Annotated in this window: 19 protein-coding genes; 11 read left to right on the plus strand and 8 right to left on the minus strand. The window is 66.8% G+C overall.

The features are described 5' to 3' along the window. Nucleotides 1-27 precede the first annotated feature (27 nt). Nucleotides 28-600 carry a TetR family transcriptional regulator gene (locus BTO20_RS04460; RefSeq protein ID WP_087073726.1) on the plus strand — a complete coding sequence of 191 codons (573 nt, stop codon included), beginning with the start codon at nt 28-30 and terminating at the stop codon, nt 598-600. Here the strand turns inward: BTO20_RS04460 and BTO20_RS04465 are convergent. Both BTO20_RS04465 and BTO20_RS04470 read right to left on the minus strand, forming a co-directional pair. Continuing rightward, nucleotides 581-1,345 (minus strand): alpha/beta fold hydrolase, encoded by a 765-nt coding sequence (locus BTO20_RS04465; RefSeq protein ID WP_087073728.1) that lies wholly within the window; start codon nt 1,343-1,345, stop codon nt 581-583. The two genes, BTO20_RS04460 and BTO20_RS04465, sit on opposite strands and share 20 nt — an antisense overlap. Before the next feature lie 44 nt (nt 1,346-1,389). Next, a complete protein-coding gene (locus BTO20_RS04470; RefSeq protein WP_198344254.1) occupies nt 1,390-2,373 on the minus strand; it encodes a LysR family transcriptional regulator in 984 nt (327 codons plus the stop codon). Between the two features lie 72 nt (nt 2,374-2,445). On the opposite strand from BTO20_RS04470, the gene BTO20_RS04475 reads away from it, so the two are divergent. Genes BTO20_RS04475 through BTO20_RS04485 form a run of 3 tightly spaced genes read left to right on the plus strand, consistent with a single transcriptional unit; the run spans nt 2,446 to nt 6,448 of the window. Then, nucleotides 2,446-3,774, plus strand: coding sequence for an MFS transporter (locus tag BTO20_RS04475; RefSeq protein WP_087073731.1), 1,329 nt, complete (start codon nt 2,446-2,448; stop codon nt 3,772-3,774). After that, on the plus strand, nt 3,771-4,517 hold the full coding sequence (locus BTO20_RS04480) for a 3-hydroxybutyrate dehydrogenase (protein WP_087073732.1): 747 nt from the start codon (nt 3,771-3,773) through the stop codon (nt 4,515-4,517). Before BTO20_RS04475 ends, BTO20_RS04480 begins: the two co-directional genes overlap by 4 nt. Further along, complete coding sequence (locus BTO20_RS04485; protein ID WP_087081598.1) at nt 4,514-6,448, plus strand: acetoacetate--CoA ligase; 1,935 nt, start codon at nt 4,514-4,516, stop codon at nt 6,446-6,448. Before BTO20_RS04480 ends, BTO20_RS04485 begins: the two co-directional genes overlap by 4 nt. 45 nt (nt 6,449-6,493) lie before the next feature. On the opposite strand, the gene BTO20_RS04490 is transcribed toward BTO20_RS04485, so the two are convergent. Continuing rightward, nucleotides 6,494-7,660, minus strand: a complete 1,167-nt coding sequence (locus BTO20_RS04490; protein WP_087073734.1) for a pyridoxal phosphate-dependent aminotransferase — start codon at nt 7,658-7,660, stop codon at nt 6,494-6,496. 9 nt (nt 7,661-7,669) lie between these two features. Beyond that, nucleotides 7,670-9,121, minus strand: a complete 1,452-nt coding sequence (locus tag BTO20_RS04495; RefSeq protein WP_087073736.1) for an aromatic amino acid lyase — start codon at nt 9,119-9,121, stop codon at nt 7,670-7,672. Nucleotides 9,122-9,247: 126 nt separating this feature from the next. Between BTO20_RS04495 and BTO20_RS04500 the strand changes: the two genes are divergently transcribed. From BTO20_RS04500 to BTO20_RS04520, 5 genes are read left to right on the plus strand one after another with little or no spacing between them, the layout of a single operon-like run. Further along, nucleotides 9,248-9,928, plus strand: coding sequence for an IclR family transcriptional regulator (locus tag BTO20_RS04500; protein ID WP_087081600.1), 681 nt, complete (start codon nt 9,248-9,250; stop codon nt 9,926-9,928). Then, nucleotides 9,925-11,025 (plus strand): ATP-binding cassette domain-containing protein, encoded by a 1,101-nt coding sequence (locus tag BTO20_RS04505; RefSeq protein WP_087073738.1) that lies wholly within the window; start codon nt 9,925-9,927, stop codon nt 11,023-11,025. Before BTO20_RS04500 ends, BTO20_RS04505 begins: the two co-directional genes overlap by 4 nt. After that, nucleotides 11,022-11,666 carry an ABC transporter permease gene (locus BTO20_RS04510; RefSeq protein WP_087073740.1) on the plus strand — a complete coding sequence of 215 codons (645 nt, stop codon included), beginning with the start codon at nt 11,022-11,024 and terminating at the stop codon, nt 11,664-11,666. The genes BTO20_RS04505 and BTO20_RS04510 overlap by 4 nt, the downstream gene beginning before the upstream one ends. Continuing rightward, nucleotides 11,663-12,382, plus strand: coding sequence for an ABC transporter permease (locus tag BTO20_RS04515; protein WP_232491034.1), 720 nt, complete (start codon nt 11,663-11,665; stop codon nt 12,380-12,382). The genes BTO20_RS04510 and BTO20_RS04515 overlap by 4 nt, the downstream gene beginning before the upstream one ends. A 1-nt stretch (nt 12,383) precedes the next feature. Next, nucleotides 12,384-13,307, plus strand: coding sequence for an ABC transporter substrate-binding protein (locus BTO20_RS04520; RefSeq protein WP_087073744.1), 924 nt, complete (start codon nt 12,384-12,386; stop codon nt 13,305-13,307). Here the strand turns inward: BTO20_RS04520 and ipdE2 are convergent. The 4 genes from ipdE2 to fadD3 are packed head-to-tail and all read right to left on the minus strand — an operon-like array spanning nt 13,304 to nt 17,881. Next, on the minus strand, nt 13,304-14,239 hold the full coding sequence (gene ipdE2 / locus BTO20_RS04525; RefSeq protein WP_087073746.1) for an acyl-CoA dehydrogenase IpdE2: 936 nt from the start codon (nt 14,237-14,239) through the stop codon (nt 13,304-13,306). The two genes, BTO20_RS04520 and ipdE2, sit on opposite strands and share 4 nt — an antisense overlap. Next, a complete protein-coding gene (locus BTO20_RS04530; protein WP_087073748.1) occupies nt 14,236-15,189 on the minus strand; it encodes an acyl-CoA dehydrogenase family protein in 954 nt (317 codons plus the stop codon). Before BTO20_RS04530 ends, ipdE2 begins: the two co-directional genes overlap by 4 nt. Next, the gene (locus BTO20_RS04535; protein ID WP_087073749.1) at nt 15,186-16,343 is read right to left on the minus strand and encodes an acyl-CoA dehydrogenase family protein; all 1,158 of its coding nucleotides are present in this window, start codon (nt 16,341-16,343) and stop codon (nt 15,186-15,188) included. The genes BTO20_RS04530 and BTO20_RS04535 overlap by 4 nt, the downstream gene beginning before the upstream one ends. After that, nucleotides 16,334-17,881 carry a 3-((3aS,4S,7aS)-7a-methyl-1,5-dioxo-octahydro-1H-inden-4-yl)propanoate--CoA ligase FadD3 gene (fadD3, locus tag BTO20_RS04540; protein WP_087073751.1) on the minus strand — a complete coding sequence of 516 codons (1,548 nt, stop codon included), beginning with the start codon at nt 17,879-17,881 and terminating at the stop codon, nt 16,334-16,336. The genes BTO20_RS04535 and fadD3 overlap by 10 nt, the downstream gene beginning before the upstream one ends. A 47-nt stretch (nt 17,882-17,928) precedes the next feature. On the opposite strand from fadD3, the gene ipdE1 reads away from it, so the two are divergent. Together ipdE1 and ipdF are read left to right on the plus strand one after the other, a co-directional pair. Continuing rightward, complete coding sequence (gene ipdE1 / locus BTO20_RS04545) at nt 17,929-19,077, plus strand: acyl-CoA dehydrogenase IpdE1 (protein WP_087073753.1); 1,149 nt, start codon at nt 17,929-17,931, stop codon at nt 19,075-19,077. 23 nt (nt 19,078-19,100) lie between these two features. Then, nucleotides 19,101-19,889, plus strand: coding sequence for a (5R,7aS)-5-hydroxy-7a-methyl-1-oxo-2,3,5,6,7,7a-hexahydro-1H-indene-carboxyl-CoA reductase (gene ipdF / locus BTO20_RS04550; protein ID WP_087081602.1), 789 nt, complete (start codon nt 19,101-19,103; stop codon nt 19,887-19,889). The last annotated feature ends 54 nt before the right edge of the window (nt 19,890-19,943 follow it).

Here is a 19,943-nt window from a genome sequence, read left to right on the forward strand (position 1 = left end):
TTACTCGCAGACGGCAAGGGGGTGCACATGGCTACTGACCGGATCCTCGACATCGTCGTCGAGCTGCTCGAAACCGACGGCTACGACGCAGTGCAACTGCGCGAGGTCGCCAGGCGGGCACGGACGTCACTGGCCACCATCTACAAGCACTACGCCAACCGCGACGAGTTGATCCTGGCCGCGCTCGACGCCTGGATGACGGAGAATCGGTACTCCCCGCTGGCCGGCCAGACCCGCGCCGCAGGCGAATCCCTCTACAGCGGGCTGATGCGCATGCTGCGCACCATCTTTGAGCCGTGGGAGAAGCACCCGGCCATGCTCATGGCCTACTCCCGGGCTCGCTCGGCCCCGGGTGGTGAGCGCCTCGTTCGCCGCGGACTCGATGCCGTCGTGCCTGCCGGGATGGAGATCCTCGCCGACGTCGACGAGGCGTTCATCGCCGATCTGGACAGCATCCTGTCCAGCCTGGTGTTCGGCCTCACCGGACGGTTCGCGGCGGGCGAGATCGCCATCACCGACATCCTGCCGAGCCTGGAACGCACGGTACGGTGGCTGACCGCGGGCTACGAGGCGTCGCGCGTCACAGCGCCGCGTCGATGAAGTTCACCACCGTGCCCGCCACCTCTCGGTGTACCGACTCGTTGATCAGATCGTGGCGGGCATCCGGAAACTCCTTGAGCTGCAAGGCTTCTACCTGATCGGCATACGAGCGCACACCGGCGACGGGGGCGATCGGATCCGCCGAACCGTGCAGGGCCAGCGTCGGCACGGCAAGTCGAGGCAGCTCGGTGCCGAACCGGTCCCACGCCTTGTCGAGTTCACGGGCCAGGGGTGCCCCGTCGGCGTCGACGAAGGCCAGCGGATCGTTCTCCAACGCGTCGAGATAGAACGGGTCAGACGACAGCCAGCCGGGGTCGAGCTCGAATGCACTGTCGGAGTTCAGCTCCGGAATCGGGGTCAGCGGCGCACCGGAGACGACGCCCACCCGGTAGCGGTCGGGCTGGCCGAGCAGCCGGAACAACGTGACCACCGATCCGAACGAATGGCCTTGTGCCACCAGGGGTAAGCCAGGATGCGCGGCCTCGGCAAGCTCGGTGAGCGACTCGGCGAGCGCCGAACTCTCGTCGACCGATCCGAAATCGCCGCGCGTACCTGGCGTCAGCCCGTGGCCGAACTGATCGACCGCCCACAGGTCGATCCCGGCGGCGTTCAACGCGAAGCCGTACCGGTGATATAACGCGGTGTGTTCCCCGAAGCCGTGCAGGAAGATGACGGCCGCGCGCGGTTCTGTCGCGGCCCAGTGCCGGTAGTAGGCGCGTCCGCGACCATGCTCGATGAAAGGCATGCCACTACTGCACCAACATCCACCGCGGCCCGCAAGCGTTCGAATCACCCTGTCGGGTAAGCATTGCCGCCGAGCAGTACGTCGCGTTGCTCTTCCATCCGGTCGCGGATGGCATCGACGACGGCAGCCACGACCGGCCTGCGCAGCGTCTCGGCCCGGGCCACCAGCCAGTAGCTCAACTGCGCCGAGACGGCATCGGGCAGCACCCGCACCAAATCGTCGTGCCGGTCGGCCATGAAGCACGGGAGCAGGCCCAGGCCTGCCGCGGCCCGGGTTGCCTCCACGTGGACGAAGACGTTGGTGGAGGTCACCGATTCCCGCATGGCGGGGACGGATGCGGTCGCGACATCGAGATCGTCCACCTGCAGCATCGAATCGATGAAGTACACCAGCGGATGGGCGGCCAGCTCGTCGACCGACTCGGGTGTGCCGTGTTCGGCGAGATAGTCGCGGGAGGCGTAGAGCCCGAGCCGGTAGTCACCGAGCCGGATCGCCTCGGCCCGGCGCACCTGCGGTGCTCCGACGACGATCTCGATGTCCAGACTCGACCGCTGCAGCGATGCGCGGCGCGTGGTAGCGACGATCTCGACGGTGACGCGCGGGTGCCGACGTTGGACGTGCGCGGCGGCAGGCGCCGCGATGTAGGCGCTGAAACCGTCGGTCGCCGAGACGCGCACCACGCCCTCGAGCTGCCGCATCCCGGTGGCACTGACCGAGCGGACCGCCGATTCCACGGTCTCGGCCGCGGCGAGCGCGTCGCGCCCCAGGTCGGTGAGTTCCCAGCCGCTGCCGGCGCGGGTCAGCACCCGGCCACCGATGGCCCGCTCGAGCGCGGCGATGCGCCGCGAGATCGTGGTGTGGTTGATGCCGAGCTCGTCGGCCGCCGCGGTGTAACGGCCCGACCGCCCCACGGCCAGCAGCACCAGCAGATCATCGGCGCTGGGTGGCCGGGCTGCCCTGTCGCTCACATCTGCATTTTTGCAGAGACAAGCTGCAGATCTGGTCATTGCGGCCGAACATACCTGCATGAATACTCACCGGAAGCTGTAAGACCCGTCACACTGGGTAAAGGTAATGATCCACGTCATGAGGAGTCGCCGATGAGCGCGCCCATTCCCGCTGGACTGCGACGCGTCGTCGTCGCATCGATGGCAGGCACGGTGGTGGAGTGGTATGAGTTCTTCCTCTACGGGACCGCGGCCACGCTCGTCTTCAACAAGGTGTTCTTCGCTCAGGGCGGCAATGACCTCGACGCCATCCTGGCCGCGTTCGTCACCTATGCCGTCGGCTTCATCGCCCGCCCGCTGGGCGGCGTCGTGTTCGGGCACTACGGCGACAAATACGGCCGCAAGAAGCTGCTGCAGTTCAGCCTGCTGCTCGTGGGTGTGTCGACCTTCCTGATGGGCTGCCTGCCCACGTTCGGTCAGATCGGTTATCTCGCCCCGACCCTGCTGGTGGTCCTGCGGTTCCTGCAGGGCTTCGCCGTCGGCGGGGAATGGGGCGGCGCGGTGCTGCTGGTCGCCGAGCACAGCCCCAACCGCACCCGCGGATTCTGGGCCAGCTGGCCGCAGGCCGGCGTGCCGGTCGGCAACATCCTGGCCACCGTCGTGCTGCTGGTGCTCTACGGCGGGCTGTCCCACGCGGACTTCCTGTCGTGGGGGTGGCGCGTGGCGTTCTGGCTGTCGGCCGTCGTGGTGCTGATCGGCTACTACATCCGCACCAAGGTCTCCGACGCCCCGATCTTCCTTGCGGCGCAACAGGAAGCCGAACAGATCAAGGAGAGCTCGTTCAGCGCCATCGAGGTGCTCAAGCGGTACCCGCGCGGGGTGCTGACCGCGATGGGGCTGCGCTTCGGCGAGAACATCATGTACTACCTGGTGGTCACCTTCTCCATCACTTATCTCAAGGAACAGGTGCACTCCGACACCAGCGACATCCTGTGGTGGCTGCTCATCGCCCACACGGCCCATCTGGTGGCGATCCCGACGGTCGGTCGGCTCTCGGACCGGTACGGGCGGCGGCCCGTGTACTTCATCGGGGCCGTGGCGGCGGTGTTCTGGGGCTTTGTCGCCTACCCCATGATGGACACCGGCAAGTATCTGCCGATCGTCGCGGCGGTGACGCTCGGGTTGGTGATCCACGCCTTCATGTACGCACCGCAACCGGCGATCATGGCCGAGATGTTCCCGACCCGGATGCGTTATTCCGGTGTGTCCCTTGGTTATCAGGTGACTGCCATTGTGGCCGGGTCGTTGGCGCCCATCATCGCGGTGTGGTTGCTGCGCCAATACGACTCCTGGGTGCCGATTGCCGGGTACCTGGCCGGGGCCGCGCTCATCACCCTGGTCTCGGTGGTGTTCGCTCGGGAGACCAAGGGAATCGACCTGGTCGACATCGACGCAGCCGACGCGGAAAGGGCGCTGACATGAGCGATCTGAAGGGGCGCACGGCGCTGGTCACCGGCGCCGCGAGCGGGATCGGTGCGGCGTGCGTGCATGCGCTCGCCGCACGCGGTGCGACCGTGACGGTCGCCGACATCGACGCCGCGGGAGCCTCCGCCGTGGCGGCCAAGGTCGGCGGGAAGTCCTGGGCGGTTGATCTTCTCAACGTAAGGGCGCTCGAAGGCCTGCGGCTGGACTGCGACATTCTGGTCAACAACGCCGGGATCCAGAGCATCAACCCGATCGACGCGTTTCCGCCGGAGAAGTTCCGGATGCTGCTCGCCTTGATGGTCGAGGCGCCGTTTCTGCTCATCCGGGCTGCGTTGCCGCACATGTACGCCGGCGGATTCGGCCGGATCATCAACATCTCGTCGGTGCACGGGCTGCGCGCGTCGGAATTCAAGGCCGGGTACGTCACGGCCAAGCACGCGTTGGAGGGGCTGTCGAAGGTGACCGCGCTGGAAGGTGGTCCACACGGCGTCACCAGCAACTGCGTCAACCCCGGCTATGTGCGGACGCCGCTGGTGGCCAAGCAGATCGCCGATCAGGCCCGCATCCACGGCATTCCCGAGGACGAGGTGGTAGCCAAGGTGCTGCTGAAGGAGAGTGCCATCAAGCAGCTGACGGAGCCCGAAGAGGTTGCCTCGTTGGTAGGTTGGCTCGCATCACCGGACGCCAGGATGGTGACCGGGGCGTCGTACACGATGGATGGTGGATGGACCGCACGATGAGTACCCCGCCCCAGTGGGAGCCGACGCAGGCCGACATCGACAACGCGCAAGTCACGGACTTCGCCCGGTTCGTGGCGGCGCGGGCACGGCGCGAACTGGCCGACTACCACGATCTGTGGCAGTGGTCGGTCGATGACCCTGCCGAATTCTGGGGTGCCCTGTGGGACTACTTCGACCTCGGTGAGCGGCCGGCCGAGGTGCTCGCTGGCGAGACGATGCCGGGGGCGCGCTGGTTCCCGGGCGCACGGCTGAACTACGTCGACCAGATTCAGCGCAACGCCCGCACCGACCGGCCCGCGATCCTGACGGTCGCCGAGGGTGGCGCCGTCACCGAGTTGGCCTGGTCCGAATTGCTCGCGCGCACAGCGACCTTCGCGGAAACCCTACGCTCGCTGGGGGTGCGGCCGGGGGATCGCGTGGTCGGCTACCTGCCGAACATCGCCGAGGCCATCATCGCGTTCCTCGCCACCGCGAGCATCGGGGGGATCTGGAGCGCATGCGGGCAGGACTACACCGCGAAGGCCGCGCTGGACCGGCTCGGTCAGCTGGAGCCGACGGTGCTCGTGACCGCGGACGGCTACCGCTTCGCCGGTAAGGAGCACGACAAAAGCGAGGACATCGCCACGCTGCGCGCCGGGTTGCCGACGCTCAAGGCGGCTGTGCTGGTGTCGCGGCTCGGCTCGGCCCGCAGCGAGTGGGTGGACTGGGAGTCGGCGAGCGCACCCGGCGACGCCGAACTGGTCACCACCGCCGTCGATTTCGACCATCCGCTGTGGATCCTGTATTCGTCGGGAACCACCGGACTGCCCAAGGGCATCGTGCACGGCCATGGCGGCGTGCTCGTCGAGCACCTCAAAGCCGTTGCCCTGCAGAGTGACATCGGTCGCGACGACACGTTCTTCTGGTACACCAGCCCCAGCTGGATGATGTGGAACTTCCAGGTGGCAGGCCTGCTGGTGGGCGCAACCATCGTCTGCTACGCCGGCAGCCCCACCTACCCGCAGGCCGATGCGCTGTGGAGCATCGCGGCCACGATCGGTGCCACGGTGCTCGGTACCAGCCCCGGCTACGTGTTGGCGTGCGCGAAAGCCGGTGCGGTACCGCGCAAGCAGCACGACCTGTCGGCGCTGCGCAGTGTCGGCATCACGGGATCGTCCTTGCCGCCGTCCTCGGCACTGTGGTTGCGGGACAACGTCGGCGAGCGGGTTCAGGTGAATTCGATCAGCGGCGGCACCGATGTGGTGTCGGCGTTCATCGGCGGGGTCCCGACCGTGCCGGTGTGGCCGGGGGAGCTCTCCGCGCCGTTCCTCGGGGTGGCGCTCGATGCCCGGGACGAAGCAGGCAATCCCGTGCGCGGCGAGGTGGGCGAGTTGGTGATCACCAAGCCGATGCCGTCCATGCCGATCCGCTTCTGGAACGATGCCGACGGATCCCGTTACCGGGACGCCTATTTCGAGATGTTTCCCGGGGTGTGGCGGCACGGCGACTGGATCACCATCACCGACCACGGCAGCATCGTCGTGCACGGCCGCTCCGACTCGACCCTGAACCGGCACGGTATCCGGATGGGCAGTGCCGACATCTACCAGGCGGTCGAGCGGCTGCCGGAGATCGTCGAGTCTCTCGTGATCGGCGCCGAGCAACCCGACGGCGGCTACTGGATGCCGTTGTTCGTCGTGCTGGCCGACGGGATCGAGCTCACCGACGACCTGCGCGACCGCATCAAGCAGACCATCCGCACCGAGGTGTCCCCGCGTCACGTGCCCGACGAGATCATCGTCGCGCCAGGCGTTCCGCATACCCGGACCGGCAAGAAGCTCGAGGTGCCGATCAAAAAGCTGTTCCAAGGCGCCGACCCGGCCAAGGTGGTCGAGCGCAGCGCCGTGGACAACCCGGATCTGCTGGATTGGTATGCGGCTATCAAGCGATAGACCCGCCGAGACTACGGGTTTTGCCGCGAAATCACTGATTTCCCGTCAAAAAGCGTAGTTTCGGCGCAGGTTCAGCTCGATCCGGTGCAGGGCTTCCTCGATGTCGCTCGTCGGCCCCGCGAACGACAGCCGGACGTATGAACCGCCCCGGACCGTGTCGAAGTCGACCCCGGGAGCGATGGCAACACCGGTGTTGGCCAACAGCTTCGAGCAGAAGGACAGTGAGTCGTCGGTGCGGTCGCTGACATCGGCGTACACGTAGAACGCGCCATCGGTCGGAGCCAGCCGGTCGATCCCGATATCGCTCAACCCGTCGAGCAGCAGCCTGCGATTGTCCGCGTAGTGCGCCAGCAGCCCGTCGGCCTCGGCCAGCGACTCCGGGGTGAACGCGGCCACCGCGGCATGCTGGGCCAGCGCGGGCGGGCAGATGGTGAAGTTGCCGGTGAGGCAGTCCACCACGCGGCGCAGCTCCTCCGGCACCAGCAGCCAGCCGAGCCGCCAGCCCGTCATCGCGAAGTACTTCGAAAAGCTGTTGACCACCACGGCATCTCGCGACGTCTCCCATGCGCAACTGGTCGCGGGCGCACCCTCGTACACCAGGCCGTGATAGACCTCGTCGCTGACCAGCCGCACGCCCGACGCCTCGCACCACGAAGCGATCGCGGCCAGCTCGTCGGGCGGGATCACGGTTCCGGTCGGGTTCGCCGGGCTCGCGACGATCACGCCGGCCACTGGCGGATCCAACTCTTCGAGCATGGCGAGCGTGGGTTGGAAACGGGTCTGCGGGCCGCACGGGATCTCGACGACTTCGCAGCCCAGCGCCGTGAGGATGTTGCGGTAACACGGGTAGCCGGGGCTGGCGATCGCCACCCGGTCGCCGACGTCGAAACACGCCAGGAAGGTCAGCAGGAATCCGCCGGACGATCCGGTCGTGAGCACGACGTCGTCGACGCCGACCTCGATGCCGTACTTGCGGTACGACGCGGCGATCTGGGCGCGCAGTTCGGGGATGCCCAGCGCGACGGTGTAGCCGAGCTGGTTGCCGTGGATCGCCGCGACGGCAGCCTCGCGCACCGCGGTCGGCGGCCCGGCGCTGGGCTGGCCTGCCGACAGATTCACCAGGTCACCGTGGGTACGCTGACGTTCAGCGGCGGCCAGCCACACATCCATCACATGGAACGGTGGGATACCTGCGCGCAATGAGACGTCCATCTCGCCAGGCTAGCCGTCGGAATCCGTGACCAACCCGCCCAGGTGGTCCAGCAGCTCCTCGGCGGCCGCCAGATCACCGCGCAGATCACGATCCTGGTCGTTCCACGGTAGTTCCGCGGCGAGGTCGAGCGCCTCGCCGAGCACCCCGCCGAACCGGTCGTGCAGACCACGTTGCCGAAGCAGCCGCAGCGCGCCGACCAACTCGCAGGCCAGCAACACCCGATACGCGGCGACCGACCGTTCGAGTTGCTGCGTGCCTTGAGACGCGAACGTGGCGTCTTCCTCGGCACCACGGGACAGGACGAGAGTGCCGACCGATGCGGGTTGCGCCGCCGCCCGGATCTCGGCGATCGCCCCGGCGGCGACATATTCGACCATCATCAGCCCCGATGATCCGTCTTCGCCGGCAGCGAGAAATGCGTTGTGGCCGTTGGTCTCCGGATCGTTGAGCATCCGGATGCGCGAATGCGTGATGGGCGCGGTGAGTGCCAACGCCAGAGTGGCACCGTCGAGCTCGAGTGACAGCGACGCCTGATAGAACGCGCCGTGATGGACGACCATGTCGCCATCGACATCGAACAGGGGGTTCTCCTGGGCCGCATTGAGCGTCCGTTCCAGTTGCCGTCCAAGCGAATCCAGCGACGCGACGACGCTGGCGTGCGCGACCGGGTAGACCCGCAGGCCGTACGGATCCTGGATGCGACGCGGCTGGCGACCGTCACGCCCGTCGCCCGCCGAGAGCCAGCGCAGGCGTGCGGCGACCGTGTCGACGTGCGGGGCGGCCGCGGCGCGGGCTGCGGGGACCGAGAACGTCGACGGGTTACCGTCGAGGGCAAGGAAACTGAGCATGTAGATGACGCTGGACGCGCGCTCCAACCGGTGCAGCTCGTCCAGGGCGAGGCACGTGCGTCCGACAGTGAGGGCGCTGCTGCTCATGAACGGCAGCGCGCTGTCGGCACCCCACGGGGGCATCGGCGGCAGGGGCGCTTTCGCCGGTCGCTCGCCGATCAAGGTCAGGGCGGTGCCTGCCAGCGCGGCGAGGTCGCCGGTGCCGATCGACGCGTACTGGAGGAGTTCGGGCAGCGCGTCGTCGTTGAGCATCCGCGCGAGCGCGGACAGGATCTTCGGGTCGAGCCCAGCCCCGGGTGCGCACAGCTGAATCAATCGCACGGCGAGCATGGCCCGGACGGTCCTGTCGGCGAGGGGATCGCCGGCGTCGACGGCGTGGCTGCGCAGCAGTCGCATCCCGTAGTCCTTGTCGTCGGCGAGAACCTGGGTGGTTCGATTCGCGCCGACCCCGGTGGTGCGCCCGTAGGTGGGAAAGCGTGCGCTCAGATCGGCTGCGCGGTGGTAGGCCTGTTCGACGCCGGCCAGGACTTCTGCGGAGATCGATACCTGTTCACGGCGGTCGGCGAGCGTCACGACGTCTGCAATCGTGCCCGTCCCGTTCAGCACAACCATGTAATTCTCCTCAATCTCTACCGCTGCCGCGTGACACGACCTATCATCGCTCCAACCTAAAAATTCCGCTAGATGGCAATCGAATTCCAGCCACTAGAAATGGCACGGGGTGAGAGGAGTGGCGAGTTGGCTGAGGCATCCACCCGGACCGTGGAGCGGGCACTGGCCCTGCTCGCCACGATCTGCGAGCGTGGCAGCGCGAATCTTGCTGACAGCGCCAGGGATTGCGATCTCGCGCCGAGCACCGCGCTGCGGTTGTTACGTACGTTGGAGGCCACGGGTTTCGTCGCGAAGGACGAGGCCGGCATCTACCGTCCCGGCGGCCGGATGATCCAACTGGGCGCCGCCGCGCTCAGCAGTGAGTCATTGACCGACCTGGCCAAGCCGGTCATGGAGAAACTCGTCGCACAGACCGGTGAGTCCGTCTACCTGTCGGTCGAATGGCACAGTGACCTCGCCATTTACATCGGCATCATGCAGGGCACTCACTCTGTGCGCCACACCAGTTGGGTGGGCCGGACCATTCCACTGGATATCTCCGCCGCGGGGCATGCGCTCCGCGGTGACGTCAACAGCGACGGGTACGTCGTTGTCGAACGCGGTGTCGAGCCCGACGTGACCGCGATCGCGTGCCCGGTGTACTCCGAAGCACGCATCGTCGCAGCGCTGAGTTTCGTGATCCCGAGTTACCGGGTCACCGAATCCGAGGCGTCCCGGTGCGGCGAGCTGCTGGTCTCGGCTGCGGCGGAGTTGTCCGCCCAGCTGAGCCGTTCCCCCAAGCCAGACTCCGAAGAAAGACAGTCATGATCACATTCGACAACGTCTCCAAGGTGTACCCGGACGGCACGGTCGCCGTGGACAGCCTGACGTTGACCGCGCCCAACGGAAAGATCACCACGCTGGTCGGCCCGTCCGGCTGCGGCAAGACGACCTCGATGCGGATGATCAACCGGCTCATCGAACCCAGCTCGGGCACAATCGAACTCGACGGAGTCGACACCCAGTCGCTGGACCGGGTGTCGCTGCGACGCCGAATCGGCTACGTCATCCAGAACGCGGGCCTGTTTCCCCACCGCACGGTCGTCGACAACGTGGCCGCGCTGCCGCGGTTGCTCGGCGGCGGCAAGAAGGAAACCCGTTCCAAGGCAATGGAACTGCTGGAACGTGTCGGGCTCGACGCCAAGTTCGCCCGGCGTTATCCATGGCAGCTCTCCGGCGGTCAGCAACAGCGAGTGGGCGTGGCCCGCGCGCTGGCGACCGATCCGCCATTCCTGTTGATGGACGAGCCCTTCAGCGCGGTCGACCCGATCGTCCGCAGCCAGTTGCAGGACGGGTTCCTGCAATTGCAGGCCGACATCTCCAAGACCATCGTGATGGTCACCCACGACATCGACGAGGCCCTCAAGCTGGGCGATCAGGTGGTGGTGCTGCGGGAAGGCGGAACGCTCGCGCAAGCCGCGTCACCCGCCGAGCTGCTGGCTGCCCCGACCGATTCGTTCGTCGCCGACTTCGTGGGCTCCGCCCGCGGCTACCAGGCGCTCGGTTTCCACACCGCCGATGATCGGCTGCGACTCAACGACGAGCCGACAGTGACGGTTGGGCAACCGGTTTCGGACATACCGGTGGTCGAGGGCAAGTGGATCCTGGCGGTCGACGTCAACCACGCGCCGGTCGGCTGGGTCGACACCGCGAACCTGTCCGGTGCCACAGTCGCCGACCGTGACGTGAACCTGTGCGGCACCACCGCCCGCCGCTCGGACCCGCTGCGTGAATTGCTCAACTCGGCGCTGTCCAGCCCGAGCGGACGCTGCGTCGTCACCGATGACGCCGGAAAGTTGCTCGGCACCGTCACCGATCACGACATCGTGGAGGCCATCCGACGCGCGAAGGACTCCCGATCGTGAACTGGATCTCGTCGAACCTCGACCGCATCCTGACCCTCACCATCAGCCACACCTGGCTGACCGTGATCCCCACGGTGCTGGGTCTGCTGCTGGCGTTGCCGCTGGGGTGGTGGGCGCACCGGTCGAAGCGGGGGTATGCGGCCATCGTCGGGGTGGCCGGCCTGCTCTACACCATCCCGTCGCTGGCCCTGTTCATCCTGCTGCCCGTGTTGCTCGGGACCAAGATCTTGGATCCGATCAACATCATTGTGGCGCTTACCTTTTATACCTTGGCGCTGCTGGTGCGCGTCGTCGCCGACGGGCTGAGCTCGGTGCCGCACGACACCGTGGCCGCCGCAGAGGCCATGGGCTACCGCGGCTGGCAGCGACTGCTGCTGGTGGAACTGCCGGTCGCGGTACCGGTGATCGCCGCAGGCCTGCGGGTGGCGGTGGTGTCCAACGTCAGCATCGTGACAATGGCTGCGCTCCTGGGCATTCCGCAGCTCGGGTCGCTCTTCACCCAGGGCTTTCAGCTGCGGCTGTTCGTACCGCTCGTCACCGGCGTGGTGATGTGCGTCGTACTCGCGGTGATCCTCGACGGACTGATCATCGTGGCGAACAAACTACTCACCCCATGGCGGCAACGGACGGTCACCTCATGAACATCATCGGCTGGTTCACCGATCCGGCGCACTGGAGCGGTTCGGGCAGCATCCCCATGCAGGTCGGCTATCACCTGCTCTATTCGGCCATCGCGCTGCTGGTTGCCTTGGCCATCGGCGTGCCGTTGGGAATCGTGATCGGCTACACCGGCCGCGGTGAGACCCTGGTCGCCGGGCTCGCCAATGCACTGCGGGCGCTGCCCAGCCTGGGCCTGCTGGTGCTGCTGTTCCTGCTTTTCGCGCCCGTCGTCGCAGGAAAGCTCGTCTACGTCCTGCCGACCATCGTGGTGCTGGTGCTGCTGGCGGTGCCGCCGATCCTCACCGGCACGTACGCCGGGATCCAGAACGCCGACCCCGACGCGGTGGGCGCGGCCCGCGGCATGGGGTTCACCAAACGACAGATCCTGATGCACGTTCAGCTGCCCTGCGCACTGCCGCTGCTCATTTCGGGCATCCGCAGCTCGACCCTGCAGATCGTCTCGACCGCGACCATCGCCGCCTATCTGGGCCTGCAGGGCTTGGGCCGGTTCATCCTCGACGGCCGAGCGCAAGCCAACTACAGCGAAATGGCCGGCGGTGCAATCCTTGTCGCCCTCGTCGCCATCGCCTTGGAACTCGGCTTCGCCTGGATGGGCCGAGTGGTGGTATCTCCCGGTCTGCGCCGGGTCGCCGCCAAAACCTCCCCTCTTGACACCGCCGTACCGATGGAGGTCTGAAATGATCAGACGAAAATTCCTGTCCGCCTTGGCCACCGCCGCAGCCGCGACGTTGACACTGTCAGCCTGCGGCCTCAACAGCGACCCGCTGGCCTCCGACAATGCCGGCGGCTCGGCAGGATCGCAGGTCATCATCGGGTCGGCCGACTTCACCGAAAGCCAGCTGATCGCCAGCATCTATTCACAGGCCTTGCAGGCCAAGGGAATCAGCGTCAAGGAGCAGTTCAACATCGGCAGCCGCGAGGTCTACATGGCGGCGTTGAAGGACGGCTCCATCGATCTGGTCCCGGAGTACTCCGGCGCTCTGCTCAGCTATCTCAACCCGGAATCGACCGCGTCGACCACCGAGGCAGTGGTCACCGGCCTGGTCAGCAGGATGCCTGCCGGCATCACGCTGCTGGCTCCGTCGCCCGCCCAGGACAAGGACGTCGTCGCCGTCACGCAGGCCACCGCCGACAAGTACAAGCTGCACAAGATCTCCGACCTCGCACCCGTCGCAGGCGAAATGGTGCTCGGCGGGCCGCCCGAATGGAAGACCCGGGTGCAGGGCGTCGTCGGCCTGCACGACGTGTACGGGCTCAACTTCAAGGACTTCGTCAGCCTGGACGCCGGTGGCACTTTGACGATGACGGCGCTGACCAACGGACAGATTCAGGCCGGCGACCTGTTCAGCACCGATCCCGGACTCAAGGCCAACAACCTTGTCGCCCTTGAGGATGACAAGAACCTGTTCGCCGCCGAGAACGTCATCCCGCTGATCAAATCGTCCAAACAAAGTCAGGCCCTCACCAACGCGCTCAACGACGTGTCGGCGAAGCTGACCACCAACGACCTCATCGACATGAACGCCGAGGCCGCCAAGGGCACCAACCTTTCCGACATCGCCAAGAAGTGGCTCGCGGATTCGGGCTTGATCAGCCGCTAGAAAATGTCTGCGTCGAGCCGTCGCAACTGGTCCCGCGGCGGCCCGAGCAGTTGTGCACTGCCGTGCGCGCGTTTGAAGTACAGCTGGATGTCGCTCTCCCAGGTGATCGCGATGCCGCCGTGCAACTGGATGGCCTCGGCGGTCACCGCGGACAGCGTCTCGCTGGCCATGAACCGGGCCAGCGCGGCGGATGTCGGCGTCGGATCGGCGATGGCGTCGTTGACCACCGCGCGCGTGGCGGACACCTTGACGTACAGATCGGCCATCCGATGCTTGAGCGCCTGGAAGCTGCCGATGGGCCGCCCGAACTGCACCCGGTCCTTCGTATAGGCGACAGTGAGGTCCAGGCAGCGCGCCGCCGCACCGACCTGCTCGGCCGCGATCAGCAGCGCCGCGGTGTCGGACAAGCCCGGATCGGTGCCGAGCACCGATGTCTCCCCGGGCGTGACCGCGGCCAGGCGTCGGGTCAGATCCATGGTGGTCTTGGCCTGCGCGGTGAATTTGGTCCAGCGGGTGAGGTTTTCACCGTCGGCAGCGATCACCACATCGGCGACGTCGCCGTTGACGACGTACTCGGGATCGAACACCACGGTGCCGATGGACGTGCCCTCGGCCAATGCCTCAAGCGGCTCGTGGTCACCGGCAGCGAGCAGGGCCAGCTCGGCGAGGGTCGTACCCAGCAGGGGAGTGGGCACCAGGGCCTTGCCCAGCTCTTCGAGAACCACTGCGGCATCGGCGAGTTCGCCACCGGCGCCGCCGAGCTCCTCCGGCACCACCAGGGCCGCGGCGCCGACCTGTTCGCACAGCAGGCTCCACAGCTTTTCGTCGTAGCCGCGTTCTGACTGCATCGCCGCGCGGACGGCTTCCGGAGAGGCGTGCTTGTCCACCAGGGCTGCAACGGTTTCCCGCAGCAGCTCGCGCTCTTCACTCACAAGGCCTCCAAGAGCCGACGACGGTGCAGCGTGGGATCGCCCCAGGCCGAGCGCAGCGCCTGCACCCGGAGCAACAGCAGGGACAGGTCATGCTCCTGCGTGAAGCCGATGGCACCGTGGGTTTGCAGTGACGAGCGCGCGGCCAGCAGGGCCGCGTCGGCCGCGGCGACCTTGGCGGCGCTGACATCGCGTGCCGTGTCGGCAGACCCTGCTGCGAGGGACAGTGCCGCCCCGTACACCAGTGGACGCGCGAGTTCGACGGCAATGTGCACGTCGGCCAGCTTGTGTTTGATGGCCTGGTAGGAGCCGATCACCCGGCCGAACTGCGTGCGCTGCTTGGCGTATTCCACCGAATGATCCAGCATGGCCTGTCCGGCGCCCACCAGTTGTGCGGCGGTGGCCAGCACACCGAACTCATAGGCCCGTGCGGTGTCAGCTGTGCGGGGCGCACCGGTTACGTCGACGTCGAAAAGTTTCCGCACCGGATCGACGGAATCGTGCGCTGTGCCGGCGGTGGCGTCTGCCACCTGGCCGTCGGCGGCCACGAGGACGAGTCCGGCGACGTCGGCGTTGACGGCGCGCGGCACCTGCGGCGGCATGGCCACGGTGGCGATGAGCTCACCCGTCGCGAGCTGTCCGGACCGCTCGTCGTCTGCAAGGAGCACCGGTGCCACGGCAATGGATTCGGTCACCGGCCCCGGCACCGCCCAGTAGCCCAAGCGCTCCAGCGCCACGATGAGATCCACCGGATGTGCGTCGATACCGTCGAACTTCTCGGATACCAGCAGCGCCGTCACTCCGAGGTCGGCGAGCTGCGTCCACACCTTGCGGCCGGGCGCGTTGTCACCGGCAGCCCAGGCCCGCACCGCGGCGGGCACGTCGGCCGCGCCGAGCGCAGCGTCGATGCTCGACGCGAAATCGCGCTGCTGTTCGTCGATCTCGAAGTTCACTTTGCCTCCCGGGGCAGTCCGAGGAGTCGCTCGGCGATGATGTTGCGCTGAATCTCGTTGGTGCCGGCGTAGATCGGGCCGCCCAGTGCAAACAACAGGCCTTCGGTCCAGGAGTAATTTTCCTCCTCGCGTCCGGGGCGATCTGCGAGCTCACCGTCAGCGCCCTGCAGGTCCAGCGCCGTCTGGTGCAGTGCGACGTCGAGATCTGACCAGAACACCTTGGTCACCGACGACTCGGCGCCCAATTCGCCACCACCCGCGAGCCGCGTCACGGTGCCGAAGGTGTGCAGCCGGTAGGCCTGGGCCTTGATCCACGCATCGGCCACCCGGTCGGTGAACACCGGGTCCGGGTTGGATTTCCAGCGTCGGACCAGCCGCTCGGCCGGAGCCAGGAAGCGGGCCGGGCTGCGCAGCGACATGCCGCGCTCATTGCTCGACGTGCTCATCGCCGCCCGCCAGCCGTCGTGCACTCCACCGATGACGTCGTGGTCGGGTACGAACACGTCGTCGAGGAAGATCTCGCCGAAACCGGTGTCCCCGCCGAGCTGGGCAATGGGCCGCACGGTGATCCCCGGCGCCTTGAGGTCGAACATGAAGTAGGTGAGGCCCTTGTGCCGCTGGGCTTCCGGGTCGGAGCGGAACAACCCGAAGCCACGCTCGCCGAACGGGGCCCGCGAGCTCCAGATCTTCTGTCCGTTGAGTTTCCAGCCGCCGTCCGTACGCGTCGCCGTCGAGCGCAGGGACGCCAGGTCGCTGCCCGACTCGGGCTCGGACCAGGCTTGGGCCCAGATCTCTTCGCCACTGGCCATTTTCGGCAGTACGCGATCCAGTTGTTCCTCGGTACCGTGTGCGAACAGCGTCGGTGCCAGCATCGAGGTGCCGTTGGCGCTGGCGCGCCCCGGTGCACCGGCCCGGAAGTACTCCTCCTCGAACACCACCCATTGCAGCAGGGTGGCGTCGCGGCCACCGTACTTTTTGGGCCATGCGATCACCGACAGCCCGGCGTCGAAGAGCACCTTGTCCCAGCGGCGATGCTGTTCGAAACCTTCGAGCGTGTCGTAGGACTTCGTCGGGAACGAGCCGCGGTTGGCCGTCAGGAATTCGCGCACCTCGGCCCGAAATGCCTCGGTTTCGTCGTCGAAATTCAGGTCCATTGCACCCCTTCTCGGGTCCCCTTGCTGCGCAGCACGGGTTTGATCACCTTGCCGCCCGGATTTCGCGGCAACACGTCGAGAAACTCCACCGACCGCGGGGCCTTGAAGTTCGCCAGATGCTCACGCGCATAGGCGATCACGGCGGCCTCATCGAGCGCAGTGCCCGGTTTGAGCACCACATAAGCCTTGCCGACTTCGCCGAGGCGTTCGTCGGGCACACCGATCACCGCGGACTCGGCCACGCCGTCCAACCGGGCGAGCACCTGTTCGATCTCGGCCGGGTAGACATTGAACCCGCCGCTGATGTACATGTCCTTGAGCCGGTCGGTGATGGTCAGATTTCCTGCGGCATCGAGCTTTCCGACGTCGCCGGTGTGCAGCCAGCCGTCGGTGTCGATGGCTGCCGCGGTGGCCTCGGGATCGTCGAGATAGCCGAGCATGACGTTGGGGCCACGCAGCAGCACCTCGCCGGTGGGCTCGTCGATGCGCAGTTCGAAATCGGCAATCGGCCTGCCGCAGGTGGTGGCCACCGTGACGGCGTCGTCGGTGGGTCGGCACATGGTGCCGAACCCGGCGCCCTCGGTGAGACCGTATGCGGTGAGCACGATGTCGATGTCCAGCTCGTTCTGCATGCGCTCGATGAGCACGACCGGGACCGTGGCGGCGCCGGTGACCGCGAACCGCAGCGAGCTCAGGTCGTAGTCGCTGCGCTTCGGGTGGTCCAGAAGGGTCTGATAGATGGTCGGCGGGCCGGGCAACACTGTGATGCGCTGCTCGGCAACCGTTTTCATGGCCTGCTCGGGGTTGAATGTCAACAGCGGAACGAGCGTGGCGCCGGTCTGCAGGCAGGCCAGGATGCCGGCCTTGTAACCGAAATTGTGGAAGAACGGGTTGATGCAGAGGTAGCGGTCGGCGCTGGTGACCTCACCGCACGCCGCCCACGCCGCAGAGCCGTCCAGGGACTGCCGGTGCGCGCACCGCACGCCCTTGCTGCGACCCGTCGTGCCGGAGGTGAACAGGATGTCGGAGACGTCGTCCGCAGACACCGCAGCAGCGCGTGCGTCGACCGCATCAAGGTCGATGCCTCGCGCGACGAATTCGTCCCACGTTCCGTCGTCGGCGTCGATCGGCACCCGCACGATGTGGCGCAGCGCAGGCAGCGCGCCGCGGTCCAGCTGCGACGCGCGATCAGAGCCGAGGAATTCGCCGGCGGCGATCAGTAGCGGCGCTTCGGTGCGCGCCAGGATGTCGGTGGCCTCGCTGGCGGTGTAGCGCGTGTTCAGCGGCACCATCACGCCACCTGCGTAGTGGGTGGCCAGGCACGCAACCACCCAGTGCCAGGTGTTCGGCGACCAGATGGCGACCCGGTCGCCGGCCTGGACGCCGAGGTCGATCATGGCGGCAGCGGCCTGGCGGACCTCGGCGCGAAGTTGTCCGTAGGTGAGGTGCTTATCGGGCGTGACCAGGGCCTCATGGTCGGAAAACTGCACGGCGATCCGGTCCAGGACCCCCGGGACGGTCCTCGGGTCGGTGGTCATTGATGCTCCTCTAACAAAGCAAGTGCTTGGTAGGTTAGCCTACAGGGGTGATAGAGGTCCAGGAGTTCCGGGCCGAGGTCCGGCAGTGGCTCGCAGACAATCTCGTCGGTGAATATGCCGCGCTCAAGGGCCTGGGTGGACCGGGTCGTGAACATGAGGCATTCGAAGAGCGGCGCGCGTGGAATCAACACCTCGCCGCCGCCGGGCTCACCTGCCTGGGGTGGCCCGTCGAGCACGGTGGCCGCGGACTCTCGGTCGCGCACCGGGTCGCGTTCTACGAGGAGTACGCCCGCGCCAACGCTCCCGACAAGGTCAACCACCTGGGCGAGGAACTGCTCGGGCCGACGCTCATCGAGTACGGCACCCCAGAACAACAACAGCGGTTCCTGCCCAGCATCCGCAATGTCACCGAGCTGTGGAGCCAGGGGTATTCCGAGCCGAACGCGGGTAGCGACCTCGCCAACGTCGCGACGACGGCCGAGCTGGTCGGCGACGAGTGGGTCATCAACGGGCAGAAAGTATGGACCTCGCTCGCGCACTGGGCACAGTGGTGCTTCGTGGTGGCGCGGACGGAGAAGGGCTCCAAGCGGCACGCCGGCCTGTCCTATCTGCTGGTGCCGCTGGATCAGCCGGGCGTCGAGATCCGCCCGATCATCCAGCTCACCGGCGACTCGGAGTTCAACGAGGTCTTCTTCGATGATGCCCGCACCGATGCGTCACTGGTGGTCGGAGCGCCCGGAGACGGCTGGCGCGTCGCGATGGGCACACTGACCTTCGAACGCGGCGTGTCGACGCTCGGTCAGCAGATCCGTTACGCCCGTGAGCATTCCAACCTGGTCGAGCTGGCCAAGCGCACCGGCGCGGCTGATGACCCGCTGGTCCGCGGCGCACTTGTCCGTTCCTGGACCGGGCTGCAGGCCATGCGGTCGTACGCGTTGGCCACCATGGACGTCGAACAGCCCGGGCAAGACTCGGTTTCGAAGCTGTTGTGGGCCAACTGGCATCGCGAACTCGGCGAGATCGCCATGGATGTGCAGGGTATGGCAGGCCTGACGCTGGAAGACGGCGAGTTCGACGAATGGCAACGGCTGTACCTGTTCTCCCGCTCGGACACCATCTACGGCGGGTCCAACGAAATCCAGCGCAACATCATCGCCGAGCGGGTGCTCGGCCTACCCCGAGAGGCAAAGGGATGACCGGCGCACGCGAGGAGCAAAAAATGGATTTGTCAGTGGCTCCCAACGAGGTCGAGGGCCATGGCCTGCTGAAAGACAAGGTGGTCCTGGTGACCGCCGCCGCGGGTACGGGCATCGGCTCGTCCACTGCGCGGCGCGCGCTGCTCGAAGGTGCCGACGTCGTGGTGTCCGACTACCACGAACGGCGGTTGAAGGAGACCCGCGAGCAGCTCGCCGCGCTGGGCTTGGGCCGCGTCGAGGACGTGGTCTGCGATGTCACGTCCACCGAAGCAGTCGACGCGTTGATTGCTGCGACGGTCGAAAAGATGGGCCGCTTGGATGTTTTGGTCAACAACGCCGGCCTTGGCGGTGAGACCCCGCTGGTCGACATGACCGACGACGAGTGGGACCGCGTCCTGAACGTCACGCTCACCTCGGTGATGCGGGCAACCCGTGCGGCGCTGCGGTACTTCCGGGGCGTTGAGCACGGCGGCGTCATCGTCAACAACGCCAGTGTGCTGGGTTGGCGCGCACAGCACTCACAGTCGCATTACGCCGCGGCCAAGGCCGGTGTGATGGCGCTGACCCGCTGCAGCGCGATCGAAGCCGTCGAGTACGGCGTGCGGATCAACGCGGTGTCGCCGAGTATCGCGCGGCACAAGTTCCTGGAGAAGTCGGCATCTGCGGACCTGTTGGATCGGCTCTCCTCCGACGAGGCCTTCGGCCGGGCCGCCGAGCCGTGGGAAGTCGCGTCGACCATCGCCTTCCTGGCGAGCGACTACTCCAGTTATTTGACCGGCGAGGTCATTTCGGTGTCGAGCCAGCGGGCCTGAGGTACGTTACGCACGCGATGTGAACCGCCGATTTTGACACCAGGGCTGTGCTTC

It is taken from the genome of Mycobacterium dioxanotrophicus, from assembly GCF_002157835.1.
In the GTDB taxonomy this organism is placed as follows: domain Bacteria; phylum Actinomycetota; class Actinomycetes; order Mycobacteriales; family Mycobacteriaceae; genus Mycobacterium; species Mycobacterium dioxanotrophicus.